At 75.0% G+C, this 2,793-nt stretch carries 3 protein-coding genes; 1 reads left to right on the top strand and 2 read right to left on the bottom strand.

Annotated features, from left to right (window positions below):
- Positions 1 to 45 precede the first annotated feature (45 nt).
- Positions 46 to 603, bottom strand: a complete 558-nt coding sequence (locus DQW06_RS27630) for a hypothetical protein (protein WP_232238498.1) — start codon at positions 601 to 603, stop codon at positions 46 to 48.
- A gap of 51 nt (positions 604 to 654) precedes the next feature.
- The gene (locus tag DQW06_RS27625) at positions 655 to 1,233 is read right to left on the bottom strand and encodes a hypothetical protein (RefSeq protein ID WP_117199585.1); all 579 of its coding nucleotides are present in this window, start codon (positions 1,231 to 1,233) and stop codon (positions 655 to 657) included.
- A 151-nt stretch (positions 1,234 to 1,384) separates the two neighbouring features.
- Between DQW06_RS27625 and DQW06_RS27620 the strand changes: the two genes are divergently transcribed.
- Positions 1,385 to 2,793: acyclic terpene utilization AtuA family protein (locus DQW06_RS27620; RefSeq protein ID WP_157983634.1), on the top strand; the 1,409-nt coding region annotated here is incomplete at its 3' end.

The raw sequence follows: 2,793 nt of genomic DNA, 5'->3' as shown, positions 1-2,793 counted from the left end.
CCCCCCCCCCCGCGGCTGGACGGGGCTCCCCCTGCCCCGCGCGGATCAGTTCGGCATCGGCATGGGCTGGGGCGCGCTGCCCGCGGGCATCATGACGTAGGCCACGACCGCCAGCAGCACCAGCAGCAGGCTCACGATCAGCACGGAGGCGGCCAGCCACCGCGCCCAGGGCCGGGTCCGGAAACCCGCCAGGGCCAGCGCGAGCCCCGCCAGGATCGCCGTCAGCGCGGCCAGGCCGCCGCCGATGAGCAGTTGCACGGAGAACTGCGACACCTGGTCCACGGGCACCGGCTGGTCGCCGATGAGCACCACCGTGGTGAAGAGCTGGACCAGTTGGCTCGACAGCACCGTCACGGCGAGCAGGAACAGCGCGGTCAGGGCGAAGGTCTCCGCGCCCAGAGCACCGCTGGGCCGATCGGTGCGCTCCGGGGCGGCCACCCCGGAGTCCGGTTCCAGCAGGGGCTCCTCCACCATGGCGGGCTCCTGCGCGGGCACCCCGGTCCCGGTGGCCGGGTCGGCCCCGGGCTCCGGCTCGCGGCCGGGGTCCCGTGCGGGCCCCCGGGTGGGATCGGTCGGGTCGTTGCCTTCCGCTGATGTACTCACGCGGTCAACCTACCCGCCGAAGTACCAAGGGAGTTTCTACGAAACCCCTGTTCAGGACCCGGACGGCAGGGTGACGAAGGTCAGCACCGAGACCACGACCAGCAGCGTGCCCACGATCACGGCCGCGGCGGCGCCCCAGCGGCTCCACGCCCGCGTGGCCGCGCCGCCCCGCAGCAGCGACAGGGCCCCGGCGAGCACGGTCAGCGCGCTCAGCCCGCCCGCGACCATCACCTCGGCCGCGAGCGCGCTCGCCTCCCCGGCGCTGGTGTCGGTGGGGACCCGGCCCACGAAGAAGAAGCCGAAGAGTTCGAAGAGCCGGGTGTTCAGCGCGGTGAGGACGAACAGCATCAGGGCGATGACGCTGAAGGTCTCGGCGGCGAATAGGCCGCTGGGGGAGCGGGCCGGCGCGCCCGCGATGAAGGCGCCGCTGGCGTCGGCCTCCTGACGCGCCCCCGGGGTCCCGGCCTCCCCGCGCGTTCCGGCGCTCCCGGCGGCACCGGCGCTCCCGGCGGCACCGGTGCTCCCGGGCTCCGGGGTCTCCGCCGCCTCCGTCGTCTCCGCCGCCTCCGCCGTCCCCTCGGGGGAGGCGGCGTCGTCGGCGGGGTTGGTGTCTTCTCGCGAGGTGTTCACGGCGCCAAACTACCGCGCGCCTCCCCCCGCTCCGAGGGGGAGTAACGCACGCTCCGTGGCCGGTTCCGGCCATACCGCGCCCACCTCACCGTGTCCGCTCGGACCCGTCCGTCCCGTACGGAAAAACAAGCACACGTGCTTGTTTTTCCGTGTGATCGGTGTCACCCTCGTGTCCATGACCGCTGCTGCCACCCCGGCGCCCCCGCTGCTGGTCGCGAACGCCTCCGGTTTCTACGGGGACCGCTTCGCCGCCGTCCACGAGATGCTCACCGAGGGGCGCGTGGACGTCCTCACCGGCGACTACCTGGCCGAGCTCACCATGGCCATCCTCGGCCGCGACCAGCTCGGCGACCCCGGCCGCGGCTACGCCCGGACCTTCCTGAGCCAGATGCGCGAGACCCTGGCGCTGGTCATGGAACGCGGCACCAGGGTGGTCACCAACGCGGGCGGCCTCAACCCGCGCGGCCTCGCCGACCGGCTCACCGAACTCGCCGACGGGCTCGGCCTCGAACCCCGCATCGCCTGCGTCACCGGCGACGACCTCATCGACCGCGCCGAGGAACTCGACCTGGGCACCCCCCTGACCGCCAACGCCTACCTGGGCGCCTTCGGCATCGCCGCCTGCCTGGAGGCGGGCGCCGACATCGTCGTCACCGGCCGCGTCACCGACGCCTCCCTGGCCGTGGGCCCGGCCGCCGCCCACTTCGGCTGGACCCCCGGGGACCTGGACGCCCTGGCCGGGGCCACCGTCGCCGGGCACGTCATCGAGTGCGGGACCCAGGCCACCGGCGGCAACTACGCCCTGGCCGCCGAACTCCTGCGTGAGGGCCGCGACCTGGACCGGCCCGGCTTCCCCCTCGCCGAGATCCACGCCGACGGCAGCGCGGTCATCACCAAGCACCCCGGCACCGGCGGCGCCGTCACCACCGGGACCGTCACCGCCCAGCTCGTCTACGAGGTCGCCGGAGCCCGCTACCCCGGCCCCGACGTCACCGCCCGCCTGGACACCGTGCGCCTCACCCGGCAGGGGCCCGACCGCGTCCTGCTCAGCGGAACCCGCGGCGAGGAACCTCCCCCCGACCTCAAGGTCGGACTGACCAGCCTCACGGGCTTTCGCAACGAGGTCGAGTTCCTGGTCACCGGCCTGGACGCCGGGGCCAAGGCCGCACAGGCCGAACGCCAGATGCGCGCAGCCCTCGCCGACCGCGCGCCCGACGACCTGCGCTTCACCCTCGTGCCAGCCCAGGACCCCCACGGCGACACCCAGGACGCGGCCACCGCACGCCTGCGCGTGGTCGCCCGCGACCACGACCCCGCGGTCGTGGGCCGCTCCTTCGGGGCGGCCGCCGTGGAACTGGCCCTGGGCAGCTACGCCGGATTCCACCTCACCGCGCCGCCGCGCGAGGCCCGACCCGACGGGGTCGCCGCCACGCACGCGCTCGTGCCCGCCTCCGAGGTCGCCCACACCGCGATCCTGCCCGACGGCGCCAGGATGCCCGTCGCGCCCGCGCCCCGCACCCGGGCCGTGACCGGGGTCGCCGAGCCCCCGCTGCCCGAACC

The sequence above is a fragment of the Nocardiopsis sp. TNDT3 genome (assembly GCF_003427465.1).
Lineage (GTDB): Bacteria > Actinomycetota > Actinomycetes > Streptosporangiales > Streptosporangiaceae > Nocardiopsis > Nocardiopsis dassonvillei.
This window is presented reverse-complemented; position numbering and strand designations above follow the sequence as displayed.